This window comes from Marinospirillum sp. (assembly GCF_035271045.1).
In the GTDB taxonomy this organism is placed as follows: Bacteria; Pseudomonadota; Gammaproteobacteria; order Pseudomonadales; family Halomonadaceae; genus Marinospirillum.
Genome location: NZ_DATESC010000017.1, coordinates 14,694 through 35,995, shown reverse-complemented (window position 1 = coordinate 35,995; position 21,302 = coordinate 14,694). Strand labels below are relative to the sequence as shown.

Genomic DNA, 21,302 nt, shown 5'->3' with positions numbered 1-21,302 from the left:
GTCACCCTAAAAAAATGATGGAGATATAGCAATCAAGCGCGCTAATCCAATTAGGCGGGATCCGAAAAAGAATCTACCGCCAATAAATGAAAACATTCAAGCCACAGAAGTACGCCTAATCGATCAAGACGGCGAACAAGTTGGCGTGGTAACGCTGGAAGATGCACTAGAACGTGCAGTTGCAGCTGAGTTAGATTTGGTGAAGATTTCTGATGCCGACCCCATTGTTTGCAAAATAATGGACTATGGCAAGTTTCAGTTTGAAGCTAAAAAAGCTAAGAATGTTCAAAAAAAGAAACAGAAACAGATCCAAATTAAAGAACTCAAATTCCGCCCTGGCACTGACGAAGGCGACTACCAAATTAAATTTCGTAATATGGTTCGTTTCCTTGAAGATGGTGACAAGGTGAAAATAACACTTCGTTTCCGTGGTCGTGAAATGGCACACCAAGATATTGGTTTACGCCTTTTTCAACGAATCGAAGAAGACTTAGGTGATACCATTGTTGTTGAATCTCGCCCTCGTTTAGAAGGCAGACAAATGGTAATGATGCTAGCACCTAAGAAGAAATGATCTCCTACTGCACTTTAAACTCAAGTTTTAAAAGCTAAAATTTAAAGTGCAGCTAGGTTGGCAACAGGGCTCGGATCATGCCCAATCCCTTGCAACGCATAAAAATGCACTTGTGGAGTAAAATGCAATGTCTAAAGTAAAAATTAAGACAAAAAGTGGAGCGCGTAAGCGTTTCAAAGCGACTGCTAACGGCTTTAAGCACAAGCAGTCACACCGTAGCCATATTCTGACTAAGAAAAGCCCTAAGCGTAAGCGTCAACTGCGTAGCATGAAGCAGATTGCAGCTTCTGATCAGCCGCTTATCAAGCGTATGCTGCCAGGTCTTTAAGGTTTTCTAATTTATATTCAGGAGTAAAGTATGGCTCGCGTAAAGCGTGGTGTTCAGGCGCGTCGTCGTCACAAAAAGATTTTAAAATTAGCTAAAGGTTACTATGGTGCTCGTAGCCGTGTATTCCGCGTAGCTAAACAAGCAGTTATCAAAGCAGGTCAGTATGCTTATCGTGACCGTAAGGTGCGTAAGCGTCAGTTCCGTGCGCTTTGGATTGCGCGTATTAACGCAGCAACCCGTATGAACGGTATGTCTTACAGCCGTTTCATTTCTGGTTTGAAGAAAGCAGATATCGTCATTGACCGTAAAGTGTTAGCTGACATTGCATTTCACGATATGACTACTTTTGCTGCGATTGTTGAAAAATCTAAAGCCGCTCTGGCCTAGTTTTTTAGCTTAATCTAGCAAACAGTGATTAGGGGAAGGGCGGCGCTCTTCCCCTTTTTTATTGATTTTATTTAACCTTATTTTTAATCTGGAGTTGTAAAGATGGACAACCTCTCCTCCCTAACTGTAGAAGGGCAACCTTTACAGGAATGGGTGAATCAGGCGCTGGTGAAAGTTACCCAGACCTCAGACAGTCAAACCCTCGATCAACTCCGGGTAAACTACCTAGGTAAAAAAAGTGACTTAACCAGTCTGCTTAAAACCTTAGGTAAACTACCAGCAGAAGAGCGTCCTAAAGCTGGCGATGAGATTAATCAAGCTAAACAACAAATTCAAACAGCACTTAATGCGCGTAAAGAAGCACTTGATAGCGCTGCTTTAAATGCTCGCCTTGCTGCTGAATCCATCGACATTACTTTGCCCGGTCGTGGACAAGCAATCGGTGGCCTACACCCAGTCACGCGTACTATTAATCGGATTGAAGACTTTTTCTCTTCCATTGGCTTTACCGTGGCTGAAGGTCCTGAAGTTGAAGATAACTATCATAATTTTGAAGCATTAAACATTCCGGCGCATCACCCAGCACGCGCCATGCATGACACTTTTTATTTTAATGCGGATACTTTATTGCGAACGCACACTTCACCTGTGCAAGTACGTGAAATGGAAAACAAGCAACCGCCGATTCGTATTATTTGTCCTGGTCGTGTTTACCGCTGTGATTCAGACATGACCCACTCGCCAATGTTTCATCAGGTTGAAGGCTTGTTAATTGATGAAAATATTAGTTTTGCTGACTTAAAAGGCATTTTACAACAATTTCTACGCGCTTTTTTTGAGCAAGATTTAAAAGTACGCTTCCGTCCGTCTTACTTTCCTTTTACAGAACCTTCCATTGAAGTTGACGTAGACCGTGGCGATGGTCGTTGGTTAGAAGTACTAGGCTGTGGCATGGTTCATCCTCGTGTATTAGAAATGTCTGGCATCGATCCTGAAAAATACACCGGCTTTGCTTTTGGAATGGGCGTTGAACGCTTTGCTATGCTGCGTTATGGCGTCGACGATCTTCGTCAGTTTTTCGATAACGATATTAAATTCCTAAGTCAACTTAGCTAATTAAGCGACCTTTTTAATACAGGATTCCAAAACCATGAAATTCAGTGAAAATTGGCTGCGTGAGTGGGTAAATCCCGCTTTAGATTCAGACAGCCTAGATGAACAACTTTCCCTTGCTGGCTTAGAAATTGATGGCCGTGAAGCCGCTGCTGGCGATTTTACTGGTGTGGTTATTGGTGAAATACTAAGCGCTGAACCTCACCCTAATGCTGACAAGCTGCAAGTGTGTAGCGTAACCGATGGCACAGAAACCGTGACTGTGGTGTGTGGTGCGCCTAATGCCAGAGCCGGTTTAAAAACTGCCTTTGCACGTATTGGTGCAGTTTTGCCCGGTAATTTTAAAATTAAAAAAGCCAAACTGCGTGATGTAGAATCGTTTGGAATGCTCAGCTCTGAACAAGAACTAGGGTTGTCTGAAAGCCACGATGGCATTATGGAATTACCAGCTAATGCACCCGTTGGCAAAGATATTCGTGACTACCTACAATTAGACGACCAAATCTTTGATGTTGATTTAACCCCTAATCGTAGCGACTGCCTTTCTATTGTTGGTCTAGCGCGTGAATTAGGCGTACTCAATAAAATGAGTGTGACCCAGCCTGTGTTTAACCACATTGCTGCGACTATCGACGATCAGCCAAAAATTACTTTAGAAGCACCTATTGCTTGCCCACGTTACCTAGGTCGTATTATTCGTGATGTGAATATTCAAGCAACTACGCCTTTGTGGATGCAAGAAAAGCTCCGACGTGGCGGTATTCGCAGCCTAGATCCAGTGGTTGATATCACCAACTATGTGATGTTAGAACTTGGTCAACCGCTGCACGCTTTCGACCTAGCCAATATCAGCGGCGGTATTACGGTTCGTTTTGCAAAAGAGAGCGAAGCCTTAACCCTATTAAATGGCACAGCGCTAACGCTTAAATCAGATAACTTAGTGATTGCTGATGAGCAAAAGATTTTAGCCCTTGCTGGTATTATGGGCGGTGAAGCTAGCGGTTGTAATGAAATAACCCAAGATTTAATGCTGGAAGTGGCTTACTTTGATCCGTTATCTTTGGCGGGTAAAGCGCGTGGTTATGGTCTACACACTGATGCTTCGCACCGTTTTGAACGCGGCGTAGATTTTAAACTGCAAGAACGGGCGATGGAACGCGCTACTGAACTGCTGCTAGAAATTACAGGCGGTAAACCTGGCCCAATAACTGAAGCTGTTTCAGAAGAAAATCTACCCGTTCGTCAGCCAGTTACCCTGCGTAAAGCTCGCCTAGAACAACTGCTTGCCATTCGTTTAGATGACGCTGAAGTAAACGATATTTTAACCCGCCTTGGCCTAGAAGTGACCGATACAGGCGCAGCTTGGGTTGCTCAAGTACCTAGCTACCGTTTTGATATCAGCATTGAAGAAGACTTAATTGAAGAAGTTGCCCGTATTTATGGGTATGGTAACTTGCCTGTTAAAGCACCGATGGCTAATTTAATTATTCAAAGTCATCCAGAAGGTAAAATTAACCCACGTAAGATCCGTGAATTACTAATTTCGCGTGGTTATCAAGAAGCGATTACCTATAGCTTTATTGACCCTAAATGGTCACTGATTTTTGATCCGAATAACGAACCTTTAGCGCTAGCAAATCCTATTTCAACTGAATTATCGGTGATGCGTACCAGTTTATTACCGGGTTTAGCCAAGGCACTTAGCCATAATCAAAAACGCCAACAGCCGCGTGTGCGTTTATTTGAAACGGGCTTGCGCTTTATTAAACAAGCCGATCAAAGCTTAGAGCAAGAACCCATGCTAGCCGGACTTATTAGCGGCAGTCGCTTCCAAGAAGGCTGGGCAAGCAAAACAGAAGAAGTCGATTTCTACGATATTAAAGGCGATTTAGAAGCACTAATAGACCTAGGCAATCAATCTGAACGCTGGCAATTTCGGGTTGCAAGCAACCCTGCTCTACACCCAGGACAGAGTGCAGAAATTTTTTACCTGCAAGATGATGGCAGCCTAGTTGCAGCTGGCTGGATAGGTGCACTTCACCCGCAGCTAATGAAATCACTAGATTTACGTGGCAAGGTGTTCGTATTTGAAGTAACGCTAGCTAGCATTACTCAAGGCCAAGTACCTAACTTTAAAGCCGTTTCTCGCTTTCCAGAAATGCGCCGCGACCTTGCCCTAGTCATTGATGTAGAGCTTCCCATTGGCCAACTACTACAAGAGGCGCGTATTCAAGGTGGTGAGTGGCTGCAAAAAGTAACACTTTTTGATGTGTATCAAGGTAAAGGCGTTGAAGAAGGTAAAAAGAGCCTAGCTTTGGGCTTGACCTGGCAACATCCTTCACGCACTCTAACGGATGAAGAAATAAATACGCAAATTAATCAAGTTGTTACAGCATTTTCACAGGGTTATGCAGCAGAACTTCGTAGCTAATTTGCTTAATAATTGAACCCCGCAGCAAGGTAAAATAATTCACGGATAAGCGTTATTTGCCTTGCTGAGTTGCTGAATGATTCTTGTGCAACACTGTTTTGTGCAACACTGGCAAGGAGTAAAAAATGAGTGCATTAACTAAAGCAGAGATGACTGAAAAACTAATTGATGAGCTAGGATTAGCTAAGCGCGATGCGAAAGAAATGGTTGATCTTTTTTTTAGTGAAATCAAAGACTGTTTAGCCGATAACGAACAAGTAAAGCTTTCAGGATTTGGTAATTTTGACTTACGAGAGAAAAGTGAAAGGCCTGGCCGTAATCCTAAAACAGGCGAAGAAATCCCTATTTCTGCACGGCGAGTTGTTACTTTTAGAGCAGGCCAAAAGCTTAAAGCTAAGGTTGAAGAGTATAAAGGTAACGAAAAAACCTAAATTTTATTGATAATGCATTTAAAAATTTGCAAATATAAAAAATTGACCTATAATATCCCCCGTTGAATCAGCAACCCCTTAGGCTGATAAAACGAAAGCAGTAAAAAATACAGCAACAAATAAATGACGGAGTGTGGCGCAGCTTGGTAGCGCACTTGCATGGGGTGCAAGGGGTCGTAGGTTCGAATCCTATCACTCCGACCAAAATTAGCAGTAAAATCAAAGACCTATAGCCACTTGGTGTAGGTCTTTTTTTATGGATTGCGTTTAATAATTCCTAGACTAGACACCAGACTAGACACGAATTACTGCTAGCATCTGGACTATACAAAGACTGGTTAGAATTAAATGTGTCCTGCTGCTAACTGACTACCTCTATGCTGCAATATTCAATAGCTGGTTGAACACTCCTCATTAGTGTTTTTCCCAACAATCGCAATGTTTATTTACCATTTCATCTTCGGTAACTTAAAGGATCTATACTATGCATTGCTTTTCTAAGATAGGCGCTCTGAAAGCCAAATTAGATACTTCCCCCTCCGTCACACTAGTTGTCCGCTTGGGCTTGACCCGAACAACGTATTAAAGTTAGGTGTTGCACTCAGAGTTAGCGCCTAAGCCACTACAGTTTTATAGTTACCGAATTTAGGGTGTTAGAATTACCCTAAACTCGGAGATACACACAGTTATTTAACCTTGTTCCAATTAGATTTGCTAAAATCAATATTAATTTCTGGAGTTGGATTCGGTAAACACTTATTGTTAATATTCGTTAACTCAGTAAGTGTTTGATTTAATGAAGATTCACTAGCCTTTAACAAAAAATATTTTACTGATGACTGCTCATTCAAAATCTCCTTATTAATTACGTCTTTAAAAATGTTTTTTACATTAAAATCTAGAAATTCATTTAAACGGTTCAACGTATCATTTACATTGGGCAGCTTATCTAGAACATGCATTTTTACTCGATTTTTTGATGAGTTTTCCCGAATATGGTCAGCACAACCTGCATAGCCAATTTTAAATGCATATAAAGCCACTTTTTCAACAATAGATGTTATTAAAGAGGCTGATTCATTGGCTTGAAAGCCCAGAGAAATCTCTGCTAATTGCTGCTGAGTTTCTAAAACAAACTCTTCTAGTGATTTTATTTTATTCTCTTGCTTTAATTTAGTCATAAAAAAAATCCTTAATGATTAGTTTTAATACTACGCACTCTATTTATAACCAATTCCAAATTACTTACAATTTTTCCATAAAAGTCGTATGAAACACCTCTTAGCATCACGCCATACCCTTCAACTACAACCATAGCCATAGTCAATTTGCTTGCGAATTACCGAGCCTTTTGTGTTTCAACACCTGCTTCAGAACCTTTTTTAACGGGGGAAATCGTAAAGTTTGTTCATCTGCTTGTGCTCAGTAATTAGTTCTTCAAAAGCTTCGCGGTTTGTTAATCCAGCCTCCATACCTATAAGCTCTTTAACCATATCAATAGCAAGGGTTTGCTCGTTGATACCTTTGCTTTCAGCTAGCTTTGCCATCGCAAAAGCACAGTTAAAAAAACCTATATCATAGATGGGATGGCTGGTGATCGTTTCAGGCATATCTCTTAGTCGAACAGCGGTTCTTCTATCGAGACGTGAACGTCTTTGGGATGCAGGCTTTGCCCTTTGACCATAAAAGTGCCGCCCCACTTTTTCAAAAAAATCCACCTGCAATTTTTGTAAAACGTCACGCTTGGGGAATGTGACGTGACCTAAAGGCCATTCACCTCTTTCAATGAGTTCAAGGTTAGGAGTAAACCATCCATGAATATGGGGGTACTCCTCGTCTAAATGTAGAATGCAGGTGTGAAGCAGCATTTCACGCTCTTCCAGCCATTTATTGAACCAATCTATGCATCTATCCCTAAAATCATCAATAACGGCTCTAGGGGTCTCTGAAGTTTTTTGCGGCAGTGATGCGATCAGGGTTCCGATTGCAACAGCATTTTTGCGTAGTGGGCGACCATTTGGATAACGCTCACTGCCACCGTAGCGGCATTGCCCCATATTTTGATTGATCCACTCGCCTAGCTCATCTGGTTCCTCAATGGGTGATGCACAATTAGTATAAATCTCGATATCAGCAGGCTGGTTAAGATGTCGAATGTGCGAATCTTCGCGTAGGCCTTCGGCCAGAATAGACCCAACCGTATGGGCAGCAGAACGCTGACCGCGTGGGTAGCCATACAAACGTAAAAACTGAGTTGGACGTGACAAAACAATTCCCCTTTTTTCTAGTATTGAAACTTTCAACTAGTTTAGAGGTATTAGTGGTACGTCCGATTTCACTATTGAGTGCGGTTTGTTAGATATTCCAGAATATGGAGTTTATTGATTGGTACTCCCCTATTCTGTATTAGGCGAGCACCATTTTTAATGGGTAAAACACCTAGTTTAAGGTGATTTTTAGGGATTGATGTTTTACAGCCTGAAACTTAAAACCCAAGCCGCTGATTTAATTGGATATTTGTTTTTATAATAATAGGAAATATATGGGGAGTTGGTGTTTATTAATTAGTACTCCCCTATTCTGTATTAGGCGAGCACCATTTTTAGGGTAGTTATGGTGAAGTGCCCAAATAAAGTTGGAAAACCCATAATTTGGTGAGTTGGAGGCTCCAAATTACTCAGTCACGGCATAGTTAATCTAACCAAGTTGATCGAGCCTTTTAGTTAGATTTATTCATTGAATTTTTACTGTGATAACTCACTCCTTTACAATGAACTAGAGTGGTGTAGCATTCAAAATTATATCTAAAAAATATTTTTCTTGAGGCTTTACGATACCAGTTTCTGCTTGGTTAAAATCTTGCCTAACACCCTCTTTTTTAAAAGAATTAAACTAATTTTAAACTGTATGCTGGTATCTCTTTGCTCGGCAGCTTTATTAAATAATTAAACTGCCTTGATATAATTCTGGGTTAAGCCCTACCCATTGAAATGCATAATACCAAAAGTACGTTGGTATTATGCCTACTCCTGCTCAGCTACTTTTAAAGTTTCTTTCAAGCTAGATTCATTATTTACAATACCACTAAACCTTCAGATACTCACTCGGTATTCCGTGGCTTGATATATATAGGTAACGCACCGCACGCGTTGCTGCTACATGAAATAAAGCACGTTCATTTAAGTCGGTTAAACGCTGCTCCACCACGTCTTGCGAAGACTTCATCGCCACACCCAATGGCACGACACCATCATTAATACCCACCATCATTACACAGCGAAACTCTAAACCTTTAACCCGGTGCATGGTGGCAAAACGCACGCCCTCTTGGGAGCGGTCATCAGTCTTTTGTCTGGATAGCGTATGAGTGAGCAAACCATGACTTTGTAGCACTGCCTCATAATCACTGCAGAGTCGGTTAGTACGCGCCACAATGCAAATTTCTGATAAAGGTACACCTACGCTTTGCAGTTGCTCAATTTGCTGTACTAGCCACTGCCCTTCACTGGCCATATCAACATGATTTTGCACAACAGGCGCTTGGCCTAAGACCAGCGAGCGATAATCTTGCGTGCCATCTAAACCACCATCTAAGTCATCCACTTCCACACCTTCCAGCAACGCAGTAGCGTAACGGCGAATCAACTCAGTAGTACGATAGTTGATTTTCAGCTTACGACCACGCCCAATGATATTGATGCCACATTGCTTAAGGCTAGTTTTGCGCTGATAAATCCGCTGGTGAGCATCACCCACAATAAATAAATCATTGTCGTGCTCAGGTACCAGCGCCCGCAACAAGCTGAGTGCTTCAGCAGAAAAATCTTGGCCCTCGTCAACCACTACAGCATGGTAACTGCGTTTATCATCGCCTTGATTCAGCAGCTCTAGTGCGTAATGCACCGCATCTTCAGCGGTAACAAATCCACCGCGAGCCAGCTGTTCGCGCATTTCTTCAAATACCGGCCAAATATCTGCTCGTTGCCGACGATTAAGCGCCACTCCCCGACCGATACGACTGGCAGAAAAGTACTCTTTGCGGCTACGCACTTGTTGCGACAAAATCACCCGCTGCCATTCTTCCTGATAAAAACTATCGGGCAAGCCTAACTCACCCGAAGCTAACGCCATAGCTTGCGACCAACAGCGCTCATAGTTTTTATCTCGGCCACCGGGATAAATAATACTTGATTGGTAGCCATTGCGTTTAACGAACTGACTGACCCAGGCATCAAGGTTAATCACTTCAATGCGTCGCATTTGCTCTGGCGTACAAATTTTGCGTAAGTTATCGGCAATGTCTAGAGCTAAGTTACTGGTAAAGGTGGTGAATAATAATCGCGCCCCTTTGAGCCAATTTGACTGCGATACTAACCAGCGCGCTCGGTGCATCGCGACCACGGTCTTGCCTGTGCCGGCGCCACCTAACACACGCACTGGACCACTCCATTTACGCTCAACCAATTTGCGCTGCGAAGGATGTAAAAACACCCGCCAGCGTTCTAATGGCGCATTGAGCATACGACCCAGCTCTTGTTCATCTTCCGGCACATGGAAGCGGCGCTGAGTGGCTGGGTGTTCCAAAGCAGCTTCAAAGTCTTCTATATCAACTGGCCCTGCTTTTGTAGGGGCTGCATATTCTTGTAAAACATCTGCTAATGACGTACCCGCTGCCAGTAAATACAAAGCTTCAAAGGCCTCAATCGGCAAGCGTGCTTCAACTTTTTCTAAAGCCTGTTCACTTGCAATGGATCTAACCAAAGCCAGACGCTCTTGCGGAATACCCAGACTCAATAAGGTCGTGACATCTAAATTAAATAGCGGTTCAGCACTAGGCTCTACTTGCAGCGTTTCACTGTTAGGTACTATTTTTGTTTCAGCAGGTTCGGTTACTGTGGCCGAACCGTCAGAAATCTCTGGTTCTTCAATTTCATGATCAACTTCAAACAGCTGTAAAGAGCCGGTAGTTGGATGAATCTGACAACGGTGGCGCACCGCCCAAGCATAGGCATCGTCATGTTTATCAACCCACAGCAACACATAGACATTGCCCTGATCTGGGCTCAGCACGATACCGCGATAATTTAGGTCAATACGTACCGAGCGGAAGTTGGGGTCTCGGGCATTACGAATCACTTCATAGTTAATACCTGGCGCGCGGGGATTGGCACGAAACTTACTCACAAAGCTCATAACCGCTTTTTGCTGCGCACGTGGAATGGCGGCAAAGGCTTCTAAAAAACCATCACCCAAAGCCACTTTAGGCTGTAATTTAGACATAACTTATTCCTCTCCAAGTGCGAGCTGTAACTGCTCAAGCCAATTGTCAGATTCTAATGAAATACATTGCCAACCATCCAACTCAGGTAACTGCTCAGCACTTTCTAAAAATACCGCCACGGTTAAATGCTGCCAAGCCAACTCTGCTGTACCGATGGTGACACCGTCAGCATCTTGTAAATCAATACCCACTTCTGGTGCAGATCGCGTGATGCCTTGCAGGGCTTGCAACTGCTCAACAGTTAAACAACTAAGCTCTCGCACTTCTTGCCATGCATGATCCATAGCGCGATTAGTAGCAATATCTGTAGTCAAATCTGCCGTATGCGCCAATAACTCACTAAATAATCCAGACTGTAAGCCTGTCTGGGTAGCAACGCTAAAGCTAGGAGTATATTGCAACACATTAAAAGCCTGCCAAATTGCCCGCCATTTATCTTTATAGTCGTTGGCTTGCTTGCTGGAGTCCTGCCCTGCAGCAAAACTATTTGCGGCAGACTTGGGTGCGATAGTGTCATTGAGTGACAGCAAGACATGAATACGCGGTTCAAGGGTGGTTAAGCTGCTTCGATCTTCATGTGCAAGATAGCTTAGCAACTGCCAAGCACTCTGCTCAGGGTTTTCATTATCCGTTTGAGCACCCCAGCTCGTGGCTTGGCTGCTTAGGTCGGCTAATACTGATTCACGCCATGCGCCTCCACTACTCAGTGATTGGGCTACAAACTGCTCTAGCTCTGAATTTCGTGCCAACTGCAAGACAGCAATACACAACGCTGACTCAATCAGCTCTTGGCGGGTATCTGTCGGTTTGGTTAGCCATGCACAGAGCCAAGCAAAACTGCCTTGCTCCAGTAAACCGCGCACCTCAGCAACGCTACGCCAATTGTGCTGCTGCGCTACACCTTCCCACAAACCTTGGCCACGGCTATTGGGCTGCACACAACTCAATAATAGCTCAGGTGCGCTGACTGACTGTTCTAAATTTTTTGAGTCCAAATCAATCCAAGTCAGCACCCAAACTTTGCGGCCAGAGCGCTGTAAACTTAAGCGTTTACGCATGTCATCCGTCAAATTATAGCCATGGTGCTCATAGCCATCTGTATAAATAATTAGCTCGTTATCTTTACTGCGCTCAGCCTGTTTAAGTGGACGCAAAACAAAGTCTGCACGTGTTTCCAGCACACCATCAGTTGCACCAAACTCAACCTACGGCTCCAACTCCCACATCATGTCGCCAGTATCGACCCAATACCCAGCTTTATTGTTAATGCGCTGCTTAGTCACCTTAAACTGCTTACCCAGCGCCTGTACAAAACGCTCTTCTAAGACACTTTCTAAAATATGGTTGGTGGACACCTCGCTTAATCCTTCCACCGGCACCAACTTATCTTGATTATGCAAAATTTTAGTCAGTACTTTAACAGCGGCTTGACGGGAAATATTTTGACGATGACGACTGTTTCTGTAGGCCAAAATACAGCTATAACAGCCATCTTTACTGTCATCGCTGACGCACTGGCAGGTACTAAGCCTGTGCCGCGCTTTCTCCAACATACTGAACAAAGCAGCAGGATTAACCATCAGCTGTTTGAGATAACCCGTACCACCAGGTAAACGGTCATAAATCACCAAATACTGTTTATTACCACTGCTGCTGGGCTCCAGCATTTCCGTCACTTCCAAGTGCTGTACCGCCCCGTGGAAGTATTCTTTTAACCCTAGATTAATCGCCGCAATCAGTGAGAGGCGCGACATTTCTGATTCAGCCACATCGGCCAAGGGCAGCAAGATACGCACCGCTTCAGATTTAAGCTCGCGGAACAAATACAGACTTTCAAACCAGTCCGCTTCAGTCTCCACGCTGTCTGGGCGCGACAGTTTACAGTCTAAGGCATGCTCAAACTGACCTAGCTTGGGCTTTTTACGCCGAACCATGCCGCAGTGTCGGCAAATTTGAAAGCCATTACGCACACTGGTTTGGCCTGCCACCGAGAAGTTATTGTGTTCGCCAAATTGCTCACCAAAGTTCACCTCACGGAAAGAGGCGCTGCGCACAAACTCAAAACCAAAAGGTACTGTTCTGGTCTAATTCCAATGGACACTTCAATGAGAGACAATAGACCCAGTCTAGCTTGAGGTGAATGATGAATCAGAAGCGTAAATATAAAACCTACTCTAAAGAATTCAAAGAAGAAGCGGTGTCCCTAGTCAATGATCAGGGTTACAGCGTTAATGAAGCTGCTGAAGCGGTTGGAGTAAATCCTAATCAAATTTATAACTGGAAGAAGCAGCTAGAAGAGCAAGTTAAAGGCACCCTGCTGAACGACAACGAACGTACCGAACTGATAAAGCTTCGTGCTGAAAACAAGCGTTTAAAGATGGAAAAAGACATCTTAAAAAAGCATCGGCCTTCTTCGCCAGGGAAATGAAATAAGTTTTAAGTTTGTTCATTCCAAGGTGCAAGAAGGCTACCCAGTGAGTTTATGCTGCAAGGCATTGGGGCTGAGTCGCTCAGGCTATTACGCTTGAGAGCAACGTCCTTCCAAGCTTATTAGCGCAGATACACTGAGGCTTTATCGCAAGGCGAAACAGTTTTTTGCAGAAAGTCGTAACAGTCTTGGCAGCCGTGGGCTCATGAAAGTGCTGCGCCAACAGGGGTTTGTTGTCGGTCGTCATAAAACGCGAACTATCATGCGTAAGCTAGGCCTGGTGGTACGCCAGCGCGTGGCTTACAAAGTAACGACCAAGCGTGACGAGCGCCATTTAGCGGCACCTAACCTGATTAATATGGACTTTAATCCAGCTCAATCTAATCAAGTATGGGCAGGCGATATTACCTATTTAAGAACTGGGCAAGGTTGGATGTATTTAAGCGTTGTTATGGATTTGTATTCTCGCCGAATCGTTGGCTGGTCTATTAACAAACGTATGACAACTGATCTTGTGTTGCAGTCGGTTAAGCAAGCCTATTGGCTTAGAAAGCATCCAAAAGGTGTTTTTTTCCATAGTGACCGTGGCTCCCAGTACACCAGTAAAAAGTTAAAAAGCTCGCTAACTAAGCTAGGTATAAAACAGTCGATGGGTGATGTTGGGGCTTGCTGGGATAATGCCGTTGTTGAACGCTTTTTTGGAAGCTTAAAACACGACTGGATACTCAAAGCTCAACACCCAACTTACGAATCTATGGCAGCCGATGTAGCTGCTTATATGAAGTATTACAACCTAAAAAGACTGCATACGTCTAATGGTGATATGACCCCAGTTGAGTATGAAAATTATCAATTAAAAGTGTCCACTTGGGCTTGACCAGTACAGTGCAGGCTTGCTAAAAGAGCGCGACCAATTACTAGCTCAAAATCTGCAGTTGGCTGAAAAAATAGAAAACCTAAAAGGAAAAGCTGAGGATAATGAGTTAATGGTTCTGGAAAAAAAAGAACAAACTCAAACGTTACAGCAAAAAATAGCCATGCTTGAGCAGCAAAAAGAGCAAGACGAAATTACGCAGCAAGAGTTAAAGCAACAGCTTAGCGAGCAACAGCAAGCTGCTAAAAAACCGCCACCTAAAGGCTTTTGGTTAAGACTTATTTATATTTTAAAAATGATGAGTAAAGATTGAGATGCCAAGTGATGGCAAGCTTGTTAACGTCATATTTATTTTTAAATCTGCTATCGTAAGTTCACACAAGGAAGAGCGAATAACTACCGTTCGCTACTTTTATATTTTTAATGATTCTGAGGATTATATTATGCCTGGATTTAACCCCGCTAATTTCACAGTAGCTAAAGCTAAACCTTTGCCTGTGGTGCTGCTGCTTGATGTGAGCACCAGTATGTACGGAGACAAAATCAATCAGCTAAACGCAGCTGTAAAAGAGATGGTTTCTGACTTTGCCGGTGCTGAAAAGAATGAAATTGAAATTTTAGTTTCAATCATCACTTTTGGCGCAGAGGTTTCACTTCATACTCCCTACACTTCTGCCAAAGATATTGAGTGGCAAGATTTACAAGTGAGTGGTGCAACGCCTATGGGTACCGCTTTCTCCATGGCAAAAGCGATGATTGAAGATAAAGAGGTTACTCCATCGCGTGCCTACCGTCCTACTATCGTTTTAGTCTCGGATGGTGAGCCAAATGACTCTTGGCAGCAACCATTGCGTGACTTAGTCAACGACGGTCGCTCACAAAAATGTGACCGCATGGCAATGGCGATTGGTAGTGATGCTTCCAACGATGTACTTAATGAGTTTGTCTCGGGTACTGAAAATAAGGTGTTTACGGCACAAGATGCTTCGCAAATTCAAGAGTTCTTTAAATTTGTCACTATGTCTGTAACCACCCGAACGAACAATCAGAATGCAAATGTTGTACCTAAGCCAGAAGAAGTTGAACAGTTAGTCGAGCAAGAACAAAACCAGCAGCCAGATGAGTCTGAAGATGAGTTCATCTAAGTTGCACTGCATTATAGATTGCTCTGGAAGCATGGCGGAATATGGCAAGCCAATGCTGTTGGTTAACTTGCTGCGTTATATCCGTCAATTTACTAAACAGCACAGTCAAAGCGCGCACTACTTCAGCTGGCAAAAAGATATTGCAGAAGTTAACTGGCCTGCTGAGGCTGATGTTCAGCTGCTAACTACTGAGGGTAGCAGTGATGTTGCTGCCCTTTGCAGTTGGACTGAAGCTAATCCTGAAGCAACACTTTTGGTGCTGACGGATGGTTACTTTAGGTTAAATGCAGAGCAGCGATATCAACTTACTCAGTTGGATAATTTATATATTGTTGGCATGGGCGGTGACGCAGATTTGTTACAGCTAAATACACTTTCGCAGTATAGCTATCGTGCTGAACAACTAGACCATGTTCTGCATACAATTTGGCGACCAAAAACTGCAGCTGTCGGTCCAGCAAGTCGAGTTGAATTAGCTGGGATTCTTGTTGAAGACGAGCCAGATGATGAGTGGTAACACATCGGTATGGCGGGGCTTAGGCGATAGTGAGATTGGTCCGCTTCATCTACGCCTAGGTTTACCAAATCAGGATGCTTACCACCTAGAGCTTGAGAGTGAGCCACTACTCATTGCTGTATCGGATGGTCTAGGAAGCAAACCTTTATCACAACTTGGAGCTCAAGCTGTAAGCCGTGCAGTGGTGAAGTTAGCGCAGCATTGTGTGGGTAAGTCGGAAATTGAGCCACTATATTGGCTTAAGTTGTTCCATGATCTTTGGCTAGAAGAGCTACAGGATATAGATGTTGAGCAGTGTCGTTGTACGGCGCTGTTCGCTATGGTGCTAGGTGAGCAGACTTTTATTGCTCAGCTTGGTGATGGTGATTGTTGCATTATTACTTCCAAGACAATTGTAGGTGAGCAACAGGTTAGGTTTTTAACTGATAAAGACGACGACCTGTTTGCCAACCAAACACACTCTTTAGGTAATAAATTTCAAGCCAGTCAGTGGCAGTTTTGTTTGCAACCGACTGCTGAATTAGATGCCTGCTTCTTAGTCACCGATGGAATTGCCGATGATTTGGCTTTAGAACACCGTGCTAGTTTTTATCTTGAGCTATTGAGCCAATATCGTCAGTTGTCAGATGATGCTGTTAAGGAAGATGTGCGAGGCTGGATTAGCCAATGGCCTGTGGCTGGCCATAGTGATGATAAAACCATCGCTGCCTTGTATCGCTAGTAGCTGTAGAAATAATTTTAGGAAGATGTATATGACACAGCAAAGAAACTCTCAGCCAAGATGGGTTAAAGATCAGTTATTCCAATTGCATAAGCTCACTAAAGAGTTAGGAAAAGGCGGGCAAGGAATCGTATATCGAACTTCAGATCCTGAGCTATTAGTTAAGATACCGCTTAAAAACGGTAAGGAAATAACTGATAAGGAGGGGGTGAAACATTTTCAAGAGCAATTTGAACGCTTATACCTGCTGCCATTAACTGAAGCGATGCACATCACTAAGCCACTTTACTTACTTGCAGAACAAGCGGGTTACATAATGCAGATGATGCAAGACATGCAGCCGATAGGTGAGTGGTTGCCACAACTATTTAAAAGTTTAGCCAAAAAAGATCAAGAAGAGTTTAAATCACCAGCCTGGCTTAGCCAAGACGTGTCTTTGGAGGCCGCTTACTCGCTGGCAATGTATGCTAAATCTGGTGGCACTAAACGCAGGTTAGAGCTACTAGCGCAGGCTACTAGCGAACTACTTAAGCTGCATAGCGTCGGGGTGATATTTATGGATATTTCACCGGAAAATATCTTTTGTTCGGTGAGTCCTGAGTATAGTGAAGTCTGGATGATCGATGCAGATAACCTCCGCTTTGAGGCAGTAAATGCTAAAGCAGGTGTCATAACTCCACAATACGGTGCGCCAGAAGTAGTCAAGGGAGAGAGTGGTTCGCGGGTTACCAGTGATGCTTATTCGTTAGCACTCTTAGCATTCAAAATATTAGCTATGACAGGTGCTTTTGCTGGGCAACGCTTTCTTGATGAAGATGACTGGGCGGCAGATGACTCCGTAAGTGCGGGGCCAAGCCTAGAAGTCCAAGCAGAGCAAGGTGAACTGCCGTTTATATTCGACGCTAAAGATGACAGCAATAGTCCAGTTAACGGACTACCCTCTGACTTAATTTTAACACCTTCACTGCTAAGTTATTTTCAAACAATGTTTGACGAAGGGCGCGCCGCACCTTGGCAGCGTCCCAGTCTTCATTCACTACCACGGTTGTTAGCCAGTGCCGCAGATGCCTCTATTCCTTGTACTTGTGGTATGAGCTTTTTTTACCAGTCTTCTTTGCCTAAGCACACTTGTCCTTATTGTACGCAGCAGCCACAACAGCTTTTGGTAGCCACTAGCTATTTTTATACAGCAGAGGGTGTAAGTGAACTGGCTTGGACTTGGGTTGCACCTTTTGTTGACGGCCAAAATTTACGGCTACCAATGCGATTATCTGGCAGTTTTGAAATCAATAAACATAACACTCCAATGCTTGAGATTAACCAGATTGAGCAAGATTGGTTTATCTATGTAGCTGCAGAAGATGTACAAGTAGATATCGCAGATGCTAGTGGGCGTTTTTGTCCTTTAACCAATCAGTGGTTGCTTGAAAGACAAGAGCTTGAGGAAGGTGTGCAATTATATCTGCATGCACCTTATTCAGTGATTATTGAGATTAAGGTTCAAAAAAACAATGCGATTTAAACAACTGAATATTGAAATAAGCCACACCTTTTGGATAGAGCCACTTGAGAGTAAAGGGCTGAGCTTAACCCAGGGCGATTTAGGTCGGCTGCGTTTGAGTTCACGTACGGGGAAATTACAGCTAATTATTAAAGACAAGCTGTTTGCTATTACCTTGCGCGAGCCTGTTTTATTTAATGATATAGCGCTTGGGTTCGACCGTGCCAATGCAAATCTAGTTGAGATAAGCCGAGTGCATCAGCAAAAGGATTGGCCACAAGAGCGCATACAGCTTGAATTGGCGCTGGCTTCGTTCAACGGTCCTGAGATTGAGCTAGGCCCTATTGATATCGCATTGGATCCTAGAACCATAGAACAGGCGCGTGCCGCAGGTGTTGGCGAAGATTTCGATACTATTAAGATAGCTCTAGAACAGCGCTGCACGTTAAACCTTACCGGTGAGTCAGAAGAGCAATATGCTATTGCTGTTTTGGGGGAAGGGGCACTGGATCAGCTGAAGCAGATTGAACAAAGCGAAGGTGGCATAACTAGTGTTGATGAAGCCTTACAGCAAAAGATTAAAAGTGGCTTAGTTTTACTAGGTGATGATCTACAACTTGCCGTGCAGCAATACTCTGCGGTGGAGTATGACTATTTAGGAGTGCGTAAGTTAGTTACTCGCTCTCACACAGCTCCCACTCGTACACTTCGTCTAGTGAAGCTGCAATTAAGTTTTAATGAACAACAGCAACAAATGGCGTTATTGGCAACTCAACAGTTGAGTAAAATCATTGCTGATCAAAAGGGATATTTGTCAACTTGGGATCGATATGGCCAGTCGGAAGGTGAGCAACTGCTGAAGCGTGCTAGAGATATCGGCCGTATTCAAGTGTCGCCTGAGGGCTGTGAAATTAGTGGTGAAGCTGGTAATCAATTGTCTATTTATATTGATAGAGATTTGCGCAAATTATTAACAACACAAGATACTTTGTTAATGGTAAGCCCGGAAACACCCATTACTCACCTTGACGATTCAGAAATGGATTGGCAGACATTTAGTACGCAGATGCTGGAGGACTATAAAGCTAAAAAAGGCTTTGATAGCGGCCTTTCAAGTTGGGAGCAACAGCCAAGCGCAGAGAGTGAAGACACTGACCGTAAAGAAAATTTAGCACAGGCAGCTAGTGAGCCTGATCAATTTTTAAAGGTTATTGGGATCAAGGAGAATCTAATTGTAATTGAGGGAGTGGATATACCTTCAAGCGAAATGACCTTAGTACAATCAATTTTGGGTGATCAAGTGCAAGTTGAGCGACGAATGGCTGCCCGCAATGCAATTATTGAAGGCATAAGTGCGATGCCTCACTTAGGGTTGCTAATAGAGGACGGAGGGGTATTGCCAAGTGGACGTGCACAACGCCCCGATATAAAGCCACTATCAAACTTTGTTGAAACAAAAATATTCCCTAAAAATCCGCCAACTGATATTCAAAAAAAAGCAATTAAGATCGCCTTAAATACTCCTGATATCTGCATCATTCAAGGACCTCCAGGAACTGGGAAAACCACCGTAATCACCGCTATTATTGAGCGCCTTAATCAGGAGCTGGATAAGAGCAAATCGATACAGGGTGATATTTTGGTTTCTGGTTATCAGCATGATGCGGTAGAAAACCTATTAAGCCGCTTGTCGGTTAACGATCTGCCCGCGATAAAGTTTGGTAGGCGCTCTGGTGAGCAAGAACAAAGCAACTCAACTGATATCAAATTAGATGAATGGCGCCAGAAAACAGTAAAACAAATTTACCAGCAAGCACCCGAGTTAAAAGAGAGTATCGCTTATTTACAGCTTGAGAATGACGCCATAGCCTACGCTGCAAGACCAAGCGATAGCGCTGCTTTGCGGTTGGTGAACAAAGCGAAAGCGCTATTAACAGGGCTTCCAGAAAGTGATGAGTTAATCGGGTTACTAAAAGCTCTAAGTAGTGAACTTGGTAACCAGTATTTGAGTGAGCAGGATGGTGATGGTATGCGACTTTTGCGCGCATTACGCCTAACAAAATCTGCATTTTTGGATGATGGCTCCAATAGAGCAGCAGCTTTGAAGGCTTGGCTTGATGAGCAAGATATCACCATCGAAGAAGCCTATTCAAAGGCATTACAACAAGCGATGATTTGGCGGCCAGAGAATGATCTAAACTTTTTGCCGCAATTAAAAGAAGCAAAACAACAACTGTTAAAGCAGTTCACGCCACGCCCTCAGCTTAAGAGAGCACTAGCAAGAGAAGATGTTAAGTTAGCAATACAGCGTTCACTCGACTTGCTGCAAGGCAACAGCCGCCAGCAGTCCAAGAATAGAGCACTTATAGAATACCTGAGTGATCTAGAAGGCAACCCTAATTTAGTGCAAGAGGCGTTGGCAGAATATAACCTAGTGTATGGCGCTACGACGGGGCAATCAGAGGGTGAAGTCATTCGCCGCTTTAAATCAAAGAGCGGTGACGGTAAAGGCTATTTGCAGTATGGCACAGTGATTGTTGATGAAGCGGCTCGTGCTAGCCCCCGAGACCTTATGATCCCTATGGTGCAAGCAAAAGATCGGATTATTTTGGTGGGTGACCACAGGCAGTTACCGCACATGATTGACGAATCATTATTAGAGAAAATGGAAAGTGAGTTTGAAGATATTGATTGGCAAGGCGCTAAAGAAGAGTTTAATCAGCATATTAAAAAAAGTATGTTTGAATATTTGTTTAATCGTGCCAAGCAGTTAGAACAACAAGATGGAAAGCCCCGAACCATTACACTCGATGCACAATATCGCAGCCATCCATTATTGGGACAGTTTGCTAGCGATCAGTTTTATGAGCCTTATGGAGAGGGTTATAAATCGCCTTTATCAGCTGAACATTTTACTCACCAGCTTGAAGGGATTGAGGAAAAAGCAGCTGTATGGATAGACGTACCTGCACGGTTGGGTGATGAAGCACGTAATGCCAGTAAAAGCCGATTTAGAAAGGCCGAAGCTAAGGAAATAGCGAAGCAGTTGCAGCAGTGGATAGACAGCGAGCAAGGCAAGAATCTCAGTTTTGGTGTGATTTCTTTTTATAAGGCGCAAGTTGATGAAGTTATGAAAGCGCTTGCTGAATATCACATTACTGAGCAAGACGAAGCAGGGCGCTACGTAATTGCTAGGCAATATCAAATGCTTTTTGACGGTGAAGGTAAACCTTTAGAGGAGCGCCTACGCATTGGTACCGTTGATTCGTTTCAAGGAATGGAGTTCGATGTAGTATTTTTGTCGATGGTGCGCTCTCAACCCGATATATCAAGTTTTTTACAAGAGCGTAACTTTTCAGCTAAGGAACAGCAGAGAGTATTTGGCCATTTAATGTCTAAGAGTCGCTTGTGTGTATCGGTGACACGCCAAAAAAAGGTGCTGGTGTTAGTTGGAGATAGTCAGCTGGTTCAATCCCCCATAGCCGAACAGGCAGTACCTGAACTGCAAGCATTTTATGAGTTGTGTAAAAACCATTCGCAGGGGGTGTTGCTGACATGAGACTACATCAAC

The 21,302-nt window shown here is 43.5% G+C and carries 17 protein-coding genes, 1 tRNA gene and 1 pseudogene; 14 read left to right on the top strand and 5 right to left on the bottom strand.

The genetic code is table 11. The features are described from left to right. Positions 1–49: 49 nt before the first annotated feature. From infC to VJY63_RS06975, 7 genes are all read left to right on the top strand, one after another. Positions 50–574 carry a translation initiation factor IF-3 gene (gene infC / locus VJY63_RS07005; protein WP_324049501.1) on the top strand — a complete coding sequence of 175 codons (525 nt, stop codon included), beginning with the start codon at positions 50–52 and terminating at the stop codon, positions 572–574. 127 nt (positions 575–701) lie between these two features. After that, a complete protein-coding gene (gene rpmI / locus VJY63_RS07000) occupies positions 702–902 on the top strand; it encodes a 50S ribosomal protein L35 (RefSeq protein ID WP_324049385.1) in 201 nt (66 codons plus the stop codon). Between the two features lie 30 nt (positions 903–932). Further along, positions 933–1,289 (top strand): 50S ribosomal protein L20, encoded by a 357-nt coding sequence (gene rplT, locus VJY63_RS06995; protein ID WP_324049383.1) that lies wholly within the window; start codon positions 933–935, stop codon positions 1,287–1,289. A 102-nt stretch (positions 1,290–1,391) separates the two neighbouring features. After that, positions 1,392–2,405, top strand: coding sequence for a phenylalanine--tRNA ligase subunit alpha (pheS, locus tag VJY63_RS06990; RefSeq protein WP_324049382.1), 1,014 nt, complete (start codon positions 1,392–1,394; stop codon positions 2,403–2,405). A 34-nt stretch (positions 2,406–2,439) separates the two neighbouring features. Further along, positions 2,440–4,833: a phenylalanine--tRNA ligase subunit beta gene (pheT, locus tag VJY63_RS06985; RefSeq protein WP_324049379.1), complete on the top strand. Its 2,394-nt coding sequence runs from the start codon at positions 2,440–2,442 to the stop codon at positions 4,831–4,833. Positions 4,834–4,958: 125 nt separating this feature from the next. After that, positions 4,959–5,264: an integration host factor subunit alpha gene (locus VJY63_RS06980; RefSeq protein ID WP_324049377.1), complete on the top strand. Its 306-nt coding sequence runs from the start codon at positions 4,959–4,961 to the stop codon at positions 5,262–5,264. 127 nt (positions 5,265–5,391) lie between these two features. Beyond that, positions 5,392–5,468 (top strand) — tRNA-Pro (locus tag VJY63_RS06975). A gap of 482 nt (positions 5,469–5,950) precedes the next feature. Here the strand turns inward: VJY63_RS06975 and VJY63_RS06970 are convergent. The 5 genes from VJY63_RS06970 to VJY63_RS06950 all read right to left on the bottom strand — a co-directional run bounded on the left by VJY63_RS06970 (position 5,951) and on the right by VJY63_RS06950 (position 12,599). After that, entirely contained in the window at positions 5,951–6,445 is a 495-nt protein-coding gene (locus VJY63_RS06970; RefSeq protein WP_324049375.1) for a hypothetical protein, read from the bottom strand. Between the two features lie 201 nt (positions 6,446–6,646). After that, entirely contained in the window at positions 6,647–7,531 is an 885-nt protein-coding gene (locus VJY63_RS06965; RefSeq protein ID WP_324049373.1) for a hypothetical protein, read from the bottom strand. An 817-nt stretch (positions 7,532–8,348) separates the two neighbouring features. After that, on the bottom strand, positions 8,349–10,544 hold the full coding sequence (locus tag VJY63_RS06960) for a UvrD-helicase domain-containing protein (protein WP_324049371.1): 2,196 nt from the start codon (positions 10,542–10,544) through the stop codon (positions 8,349–8,351). A 3-nt stretch (positions 10,545–10,547) separates the two neighbouring features. After that, a complete protein-coding gene (locus VJY63_RS06955; protein ID WP_324049369.1) occupies positions 10,548–11,726 on the bottom strand; it encodes a hypothetical protein in 1,179 nt (392 codons plus the stop codon). Between the two features lie 24 nt (positions 11,727–11,750). Then, a complete protein-coding gene (locus VJY63_RS06950) occupies positions 11,751–12,599 on the bottom strand; it encodes a DUF1998 domain-containing protein (protein WP_324049367.1) in 849 nt (282 codons plus the stop codon). Between the two features lie 89 nt (positions 12,600–12,688). Here VJY63_RS06950 and VJY63_RS06945 point away from each other — a divergent pair. From VJY63_RS06945 to VJY63_RS06915, 7 genes and pseudogenes are all read left to right on the top strand, one after another. Further along, positions 12,689–13,850 (top strand): annotated as a pseudogene (locus tag VJY63_RS06945) (IS3 family transposase). Between the two features lie 109 nt (positions 13,851–13,959). Further along, the gene (locus VJY63_RS06940) at positions 13,960–14,160 is read left to right on the top strand and encodes a hypothetical protein (RefSeq protein WP_324049365.1); all 201 of its coding nucleotides are present in this window, start codon (positions 13,960–13,962) and stop codon (positions 14,158–14,160) included. 130 nt (positions 14,161–14,290) lie between these two features. Then, the gene (locus tag VJY63_RS06935) at positions 14,291–14,992 is read left to right on the top strand and encodes a vWA domain-containing protein (protein WP_324049363.1); all 702 of its coding nucleotides are present in this window, start codon (positions 14,291–14,293) and stop codon (positions 14,990–14,992) included. Next, the gene (locus VJY63_RS06930; protein WP_324049361.1) at positions 14,979–15,509 is read left to right on the top strand and encodes a hypothetical protein; all 531 of its coding nucleotides are present in this window, start codon (positions 14,979–14,981) and stop codon (positions 15,507–15,509) included. Before VJY63_RS06935 ends, VJY63_RS06930 begins: the two co-directional genes overlap by 14 nt. After that, on the top strand, positions 15,496–16,230 hold the full coding sequence (locus VJY63_RS06925; protein ID WP_324049359.1) for a PP2C family serine/threonine-protein phosphatase: 735 nt from the start codon (positions 15,496–15,498) through the stop codon (positions 16,228–16,230). The genes VJY63_RS06930 and VJY63_RS06925 overlap by 14 nt, the downstream gene beginning before the upstream one ends. Before the next feature lie 208 nt (positions 16,231–16,438). Then, entirely contained in the window at positions 16,439–17,752 is a 1,314-nt protein-coding gene (locus tag VJY63_RS06920) for a protein kinase domain-containing protein (protein WP_324049357.1), read from the top strand. After that, positions 17,742–21,290, top strand: coding sequence for a DEAD/DEAH box helicase (locus VJY63_RS06915; RefSeq protein ID WP_324049355.1), 3,549 nt, complete (start codon positions 17,742–17,744; stop codon positions 21,288–21,290). The genes VJY63_RS06920 and VJY63_RS06915 overlap by 11 nt, the downstream gene beginning before the upstream one ends. Positions 21,291–21,302 lie beyond the last annotated feature (12 nt).

Bases quoted from the DNA above. Each gene is read 5' to 3' on its own strand.
- VJY63_RS06980 (WP_324049377.1), top strand. From the start codon at position 4,959: ATGAGTGCATTAACTAAAGCAGAGATGACTGAAAAACTAATTGATGAG.
- VJY63_RS06925 (WP_324049359.1), top strand. From the start codon at position 15,496: ATGATGAGTGGTAACACATCGGTATGGCGGGGCTTAGGCGATAGTGAG.
- rplT (WP_324049383.1), top strand. From the start codon at position 933: ATGGCTCGCGTAAAGCGTGGTGTTCAGGCGCGTCGTCGTCACAAAAAG.
- VJY63_RS06935 (WP_324049363.1), top strand. From the start codon at position 14,291: ATGCCTGGATTTAACCCCGCTAATTTCACAGTAGCTAAAGCTAAACCT.
- VJY63_RS06970 (WP_324049375.1), bottom strand. From the start codon at position 6,445: ATGACTAAATTAAAGCAAGAGAATAAAATAAAATCACTAGAAGAGTTT.
- VJY63_RS06915 (WP_324049355.1), top strand. From the start codon at position 17,742: ATGCGATTTAAACAACTGAATATTGAAATAAGCCACACCTTTTGGATA.
- VJY63_RS06930 (WP_324049361.1), top strand. From the start codon at position 14,979: ATGAGTTCATCTAAGTTGCACTGCATTATAGATTGCTCTGGAAGCATG.
- rpmI (WP_324049385.1), top strand. From the start codon at position 702: ATGTCTAAAGTAAAAATTAAGACAAAAAGTGGAGCGCGTAAGCGTTTC.
- VJY63_RS06940 (WP_324049365.1), top strand. From the start codon at position 13,960: ATGGTTCTGGAAAAAAAAGAACAAACTCAAACGTTACAGCAAAAAATA.
- VJY63_RS06960 (WP_324049371.1), bottom strand. From the start codon at position 10,544: ATGTCTAAATTACAGCCTAAAGTGGCTTTGGGTGATGGTTTTTTAGAA.
- pheT (WP_324049379.1), top strand. From the start codon at position 2,440: ATGAAATTCAGTGAAAATTGGCTGCGTGAGTGGGTAAATCCCGCTTTA.
- pheS (WP_324049382.1), top strand. From the start codon at position 1,392: ATGGACAACCTCTCCTCCCTAACTGTAGAAGGGCAACCTTTACAGGAA.